Source organism: Pseudoroseomonas cervicalis ATCC 49957, from assembly GCF_000164635.1.
Taxonomy (GTDB): domain Bacteria; phylum Pseudomonadota; class Alphaproteobacteria; order Acetobacterales; family Acetobacteraceae; genus Pseudoroseomonas; species Pseudoroseomonas cervicalis.
Genome location: NZ_GG770777.1, coordinates 50,962 through 57,309 on the forward strand (window position 1 = coordinate 50,962; position 6,348 = coordinate 57,309).

6 protein-coding genes and 1 tRNA gene are annotated in these 6,348 nt (G+C 72.7%); 6 read left to right on the forward strand and 1 reads right to left on the reverse strand.

Annotated elements, in window-relative coordinates:
- Positions 1-179: 179 nt before the first annotated feature.
- From HMPREF0731_RS00205 to HMPREF0731_RS00225, 5 genes are all read left to right on the forward strand, one after another.
- Positions 180-1,241: a ligase-associated DNA damage response exonuclease gene (locus tag HMPREF0731_RS00205; protein ID WP_051014638.1), complete on the forward strand. Its 1,062-nt coding sequence runs from the start codon at positions 180-182 to the stop codon at positions 1,239-1,241.
- Positions 1,238-2,863: a cisplatin damage response ATP-dependent DNA ligase gene (locus tag HMPREF0731_RS00210; protein ID WP_007001949.1), complete on the forward strand. Its 1,626-nt coding sequence runs from the start codon at positions 1,238-1,240 to the stop codon at positions 2,861-2,863. Before HMPREF0731_RS00205 ends, HMPREF0731_RS00210 begins: the two co-directional genes overlap by 4 nt.
- 80 nt (positions 2,864-2,943) lie before the next feature.
- Positions 2,944-3,117, forward strand: a complete 174-nt coding sequence (locus HMPREF0731_RS23450) for a DUF1328 domain-containing protein (RefSeq protein WP_007001950.1) — start codon at positions 2,944-2,946, stop codon at positions 3,115-3,117.
- Positions 3,118-3,225: 108 nt separating this feature from the next.
- A tRNA-His gene (locus HMPREF0731_RS00220) sits at positions 3,226-3,301 on the forward strand.
- Positions 3,302-3,335: 34 nt separating this feature from the next.
- A complete protein-coding gene (locus HMPREF0731_RS00225; protein WP_007001951.1) occupies positions 3,336-4,100 on the forward strand; it encodes an SDR family oxidoreductase in 765 nt (254 codons plus the stop codon).
- A 69-nt stretch (positions 4,101-4,169) separates the two neighbouring features.
- On the opposite strand, the gene HMPREF0731_RS00230 is transcribed toward HMPREF0731_RS00225, so the two are convergent.
- A complete protein-coding gene (locus HMPREF0731_RS00230) occupies positions 4,170-5,345 on the reverse strand; it encodes a benzoate/H(+) symporter BenE family transporter (protein ID WP_007001952.1) in 1,176 nt (391 codons plus the stop codon).
- A gap of 76 nt (positions 5,346-5,421) precedes the next feature.
- Here HMPREF0731_RS00230 and HMPREF0731_RS00235 point away from each other — a divergent pair, with 76 nt between their 5' ends.
- Positions 5,422-6,144 (forward strand): GntR family transcriptional regulator, encoded by a 723-nt coding sequence (locus HMPREF0731_RS00235; protein ID WP_007001953.1) that lies wholly within the window; start codon positions 5,422-5,424, stop codon positions 6,142-6,144.
- Positions 6,145-6,348: the final 204 nt, after the last annotated feature.

Consider the following 6,348-nt stretch of genomic DNA (forward strand, 5'->3'; position numbering starts at 1 on the left):
GCCCGGCTGATGGCGGCCCTGGCGCATGGTACCGGGCGCGACGTGCTGGCCGGCGAGGCCGTGCCGGGCCGGGCCCCGGCCAGCGCCTTCGCTGCCAACGCGGGGTAGCGCGCCCGGCCCCCCCCCGGGCGGGGCGATGGCTTGCGCAGCCTTTGCCGCTGCCCAGCTGTTACAGCGCCATGCCCGCGCCGCACCCCGAAAGCTGGATCCGCCCCACCCCGCAGGGCCTCTATTGCGAGCCCGGGGATTTCCATATCGACCCCGGCCTGCCGGTGGCGCGCGCCATCGTCAGCCATGGCCATTCCGACCATGCCCGCCCCGACCATGAGGCGGTGCTGGCAACCCCCGAGACGCTGGCCATCATGCAGGCGCGGCTGGGCGAGGGGCGGGCCGGGCGGCGGCAGATGCCGCTCGGCTACCATCAGCCGATTGTGCAGAACGGGGTGCGCATCACCCTGGTGCCGGCGGGGCATGTGCTGGGCTCGGCGCAGGTGGTGCTGGAATGGCAGGGCAGCCGCATCGTCGTCTCCGGCGACTACAAGCGCCAGGAGGATCCGACCTGCGCGCCCTTCGAGCCGGTGCCCTGCGACGTCTTCGTCACCGAGGCGACCTTCGCCCTGCCGGTGTTCCGCCACCCGCCGGTGGCGCAGGAGATCCGCCGGCTGCTGGACAGCGTCGTCCTGTTCCCGGAGCGGGCGCATCTGGTCGGCTGCTACGCGCTGGGCAAGTGCCAGCGGCTGATCGCCCTGCTGCGCCAAGCGGGGTGGCAGCGGCCGATCTATCTGCATGGCGCCCAGGCCGCGATGTGCGCGCTGTATGAGCGCTTCGGCGTGCCGCTCGGCGAATTGCGGCCGGTGCCGCGCCCGGCGAAGCGCGGCGAGAGCGTGCTGCCGGGCGAGATCGTGCTCGCGCCCCCCTCGGCCGAGGCCAATCCCTGGGCAAGGCGGCTGGCCGAGCCGGTGACGGCGCTGGCCTCGGGCTGGATGCGGGTGCGCCAGCGGGCCAAGGCGCGCGGCGTCGAGCTGCCGCTGATCGTCAGCGACCATGTCGACTGGGACGATCTTCTTTCCAGTATCGCCGAGGTGGGCGCCCCCGAGGTCTGGGTGACGCATGGGCGGGAGGAGGCGCTGATCCATGCGCTGGCCGCGCGCGGCGTGCGCGGCCGCGCCTTGCATCTCGTCGGGCGCGAGGAGGAGGAGGACGCCGCCGAGGACGCCACGGCCGCGGAGGGCGTGGCATGAGCCTGCCCGCCTTCGCCGAGCTGCTGGAGCGGCTGCTCTTCACCCCCGGGCGCAACGCCAAGCTGGCCCTGCTGAAGCGCTGGTTCGCGACGCAGCCCGACCCGGATCGCGGCGTCGGCCTCGCCGCCATCGCCGGCGAGCTTGCTTTCAGTGCGGCGAAGCCCTCCCTGGTGCGGGAGCTGGTGAAGACCCGCGTCGACCCGGTGCTGCTGGCCTGGAGCCATGACTATGTCGGCGATTTCGCCGAGACGGTGGCGCTGATCTGGCCCGAGCCGCCGCAGCGCCCGAACCGCCCGCCGCCCGATTTGTCCGAGGTGGTGGAGGCGCTGGAGCTGGCGCCAAAAGCCGAGATCCCGGCACTGCTGGAGGGCTGGCTGGATGTGCTGGACCCGGGCGGGCGGCTGGCGCTGATCAAGCTGGTGACCGGTGGCCTGCGCGTCGGCGCCTCCGGGCGGCTGGCGCGGCAGGCGCTGGCCGACTGGTCGGGCCAGCCGGTCGAGGAGGTGGAGGAGGTCTGGCACGGCATCGCGCCGCCCTATCTGCCGCTCTTCGCCTGGCTGGAGGGTCGCGCGGAGCGGCCCGATCCGCGCGACGCGCCGGTGTTCCGCTCGCCCATGCTGGCGCAGCCGCTGGAGGAGCCGGATATCGCGGCGCTGGACCACAGCGCCTTCCGCGCCGAGTGGAAATGGGACGGCATCCGGGTGCAGGCCTCGGCGGGGCCGGGCGGGCGGCGGCTGTGGTCGCGCACCGGCGAGGATATTTCCCAGTCCTTCCCGGAGATCCTGGAGGCGATGGAGTTCCACGCCGTGCTCGACGGGGAATTGCTGGTGATCCGCGAGGGCGAGGTGGCCCCCTTCGCCGATCTGCAGCAGCGGCTGAACCGCAAGGTGGTCGGCGCCAAGATGCTGCGCGACTATCCCGTCGGCCTCCGGCTCTACGACCTGCTGTTCGAGGCGGGAGAGGATCTGCGCCCGCTGTCCTTCGACGCCCGGCGCGACCGGCTGGAGGCCTGGTTCGCGGCCGCGAAGCCGGCACGGATGGACCTCTCGCCACAGGTGGCCTTCGCCTCGCTCGACCAGCTGCGGGGCCTGCGCGACGGCGCCCGCGCCGCCGGCATCGAGGGGCTGATGCTGAAGCGCGGCGACGCGCCCTATCTGGCCGGGCGGCCCAAGGGGCTGTGGTGGAAATGGAAGCGCGCGCCGCTCTCGGTCGACGCGGTGCTGATGTATGCGCAGCGCGGCCATGGCAAGCGCAGCAGCACCTATTCCGACTACACCTTCGGCCTGTGGCGGGATGACGGGCAGGGCGGCCGGGAGCTGGTGCCCGTCGGAAAAGCCTATTCCGGCTATACCGACCAGGAGCTGGTCTGGCTCGACCGCTGGATCCGCAACCACACCACCGCCCGGTTCGGCCCGGTGCGGGAGGTGGAGAAGGCGCTGGTGCTGGAGGTGGTGTTCGACGCGGCGCAGCTGTCCTCGCGCCACAAATCGGGGGTCGCCATGCGCTTTCCCCGCATCGCCCGGCTGCGCGCCGACAAGCCGGCGGAGGAGGCCGATGCGCTGGCCACGCTGATGGCCATGGTGGAGAACCGCCCCGGCAGCGGCGAGGCGGCGGCCGATTAGGCCGCGCCGCCGGAACCGCGACGCTTCTGCCGCGTTGCAGCTCCAGGCCCGGCAGGCGGGCTCTGACAGAGGAGAGCGCGATGCTGAAATGGGCCCTGATCTTCCTGGTGATCTCGATCGTCGCGGGGGCGCTGGGCTTCACCGGCGTCTCGGCGGTCACCGGGCGCATCGCCAAGATCATCTTCGGCGTGTTCCTGCTGCTGTTCATCCTGGTGCTGGTGATGGCGCTGATGGCGGGCGAGCTGATCTTCTGACGCTTTGTGACGCTCCGGCGGCGCTGCCCTGTTGACGGCAGGCGGCCGCCGGATTATCTCCCGCGCCACCCCGGCGCCGTCGACCGGCGCGGGGGAAAGATGGTTGTGGCGGCCTTAGCTCAGTTGGTAGAGCGCCAGGTTGTGGTCTTGGATGTCACGGGTTCGAGTCCCGTAGGTCGCCCCACCACCACCATCTTTCCCGGACGGGTGTTTCCAGCATGAAATTGTCGCTCGAGGGTCGCACGGCCCTGATCACCGGCGGGTCCAAGGGCCTGGGCCTGGCCATGGCGCGCGCCTTCGGCGAGGCCGGGGCGAAGGTCGCCATCGTGGCGCGGGGCGAGGCGGCGCTGGCGCAGGCCGCGGCCGAGACCGGCGCGCATCCGCTGCAGGCCGACATCGCCACGGCGGAGGGCTGCGAGGCCGCCTTCGACGGCGCGGTGGCGGCTTTGGGCCGGGTGGACATCCTGGTCAACAATGCCGGCACCAGCCAGCGTGGCGCCTTTCCCGAGGTGAGCGATTCGCTGTGGCAGCAGGATCTGGACCTGAAGCTGTTCGCCGCCATCCGGCTGTCGCGCCGCGCCTGGGCGGGCATGGCGGAGCGGCGCTGGGGCCGCATCATCAATGTGCTGAACATCGGCGCCAAGGCGCCGCCGGCGCAGGGCGCGCCCACCGCCGTCTCCCGCGCCGCCGGCATGGCGCTGACCAAGGTGATGGCGCATGAGGGTGCGCCGCACGGCATCCTGGTCAACGCGTTGCTGGTCGGCATCATCGAGAGCGACCAGTGGGTGCGCCGGCATGCGGCGGATCCGCGCGGCCTGAGCTTCGAGGCATGGAAGCAGGAGATGGCCGCGCCCGTGCCGCTGGGCCGCCTCGGCCGCCCCGAGGAATTCGCGGCGACGGCGCTGTTCCTGGCCAGCGAGGCCGGCGGCTACATCACGGGCACGGCGTTGAACGTGGATGGCGGCCGCAGCCCCGTGGTCTGAGCGGGCGCCAAGGAACAGAAAAAAGATGGGGGTCCGGGGGAATTCCTTCCCCCGGCCTTGTTTTTCTTTTTAGAGCCTGATCTTCGCCCGTTCCAGGATCATCAGCGCCACCCCCCCGAGCAGCCCCCAGAAGGCTGCGCCGATGCCGAACAAGGCGAGGCCCGAGGCGGTGGTGGCGAAGGTGATGACCGCCGGCAGGCGCTGCCTTTCCTCGGCGAGCGCCGCGGTCAGCGCGCCGCCCAGGGTGGCGAGGAGGGCGAGCCCCGCCACGGTCTGGATCAGCAGCGGCGGGGAGGCGGCGATGAAGGCGACGGCGAAGCTGGCGCCGAGGCCGAGCAGCACGTAGCAGGCGCCGCCCGAGACGGCGGCCACCCAGCGCCGCGCCGGGTCGGGGTGCGAATCGCGCCCGGCGCAGAGGGCGGCGGTGATGGCGGCCAGGTTCAGGGAATGGGCACCGAAGGGGGCGATCAGCAGGCTGGCGATGCCGGTGGCGGTGAAGATCGGTCCCGGCGCGGGCCGGTAGCCATTGGCCTGCAGCACGGCCAGGCCCGGCACGTTTTGCGACGCCATGGTGACCAGGAAGAGCGGCAGGGCGATGCTGATGGCCGCGCTCACGGTGAAGGCGGGCGTCACCCATTCGAGGCGCGGGGCGAGGTCGGCCAGCGCGCCCTGGGGCAGAGGCGTCGCCAGCAGGATCAGCACGGCGGCCACCAGCACGGCGCAGGGCACCGCCCAGAGCCGGGCGAAGCGCCAGGCCAGGGCCCAGGCCAGGATGACCGGCAGGGCCAGCATCGGCATGGCGCCGACGGCGCGCATCGGCGCCAGGCAGATCTCCAGCAGGATGCCGGCCAGCATGGCGTTGGCCAGGCTGGGCGGGATGGAGGAGACGAAGCGGCCGAAGGGTTTCCACAGCCCGGCCAGGATGATCAGCAGCGCCGCCAGCAGGAAGGCGCCGACGGCGACCGGGAAACCGCCCTCGGGCAGGCCGGTCGCCACCAGCAGGGCGGCGCCGGGGGTGGACCAGGCGGTGATGATGGGCATGCGCAGCCGCCAGCTCAGCAGCGGCGCCACCAGCCCCTGCATGACGCAGAGCGCCAGCAGGCCGGAGGCAGCCTGGGCCGGCGTCGCGCCCATGGCGTGGAAGCCGGCGAGCACGATGGTGAAGGAGGAGGCGAAGCCCACCACCGCCGCCAGCACCCCGGCCAGGATCGGCTGCAGCAGGCCGGGTTGGGGGGTGTCGGTCATGGGCAGGGCCTTCGCGGGGCTGGTGATGCGCGCGACGATATCGTAATCTTGGATCCAATCAACGGCTGGATTTCGGATGACGGAACCCTTCCCTGGCCTGGAGGCGCTCGGCCCCGAGGCCGCCGCGCGCACCCGCACGGCGGCCGAGCATGTCGAGGCGGTGCTGAAGGCGGCGATCCTGGAGGGCCGCCTGGCCGGCGGCACGGCGCTGCGGCAGGAGGAGCTGGCGGCGCGCTTCGGCCTCAGCCGCATGCCGGTGCGCGAGGCGCTGCGCCGGCTGGAGGCGCAGGCGCTGGTCGATGTGCTGCCGCATCGCGGCGCGGTGGTGACCGAGATCTCGGCCCGCGACGCGGCGGATGGCTATGCGATCCGCCGGGCGCTGGAGCCGGCGGCGCTGCGCCTGTCGATCCCGCGCCTGACCGCGGCCGACCTGGCCGAGGCGGCGCAGCTGATCGCGGCGATGGACAGCGAGCCCGAGACGGCGCTGCTCGGCCAGCTGAACCGGCGCTTCCACATGGCGCTCTACCGCGCCGCCGGCCATGCGCGGATGCTGGCGATGGTCGAGCAGGAGCTGGCCGGCTTCGACCGCTATCTGCGCTTCCACCTGGCGGCGCAGGGGCGGGAGCACATGGCGCAGGACGACCACCGCGCCATGCTGGCAGCCGCCGGGGCGGGCGACGCGGCAGCGGCGGTGGCGGTGCTGGAGCGGCATCTGGACCAGGCGGCGGCCACCATCGCGGCCTTTTTCGCCCGCCGCGCGGCCGTGCCGGGCGACCCGCGCGGCGTCATTCAATCTTAACCTCTCCGTCATCAGGGCGTCGCGCCGCGCGGTGTTCCTGCGGGCTTCCGGCGCCCTTCCCGGGGCGCTGCCTGCACGGGACGACAGTGATGACCGACAGCACCGACCAGGGCGGCGCCCTGCCGCATGAGCGCATCGAACTCGAGGATATCGGCAGCAACCCGGCGCCGCGCGAGACGATCGGCGAGCTGGTGGAGCGCCGGC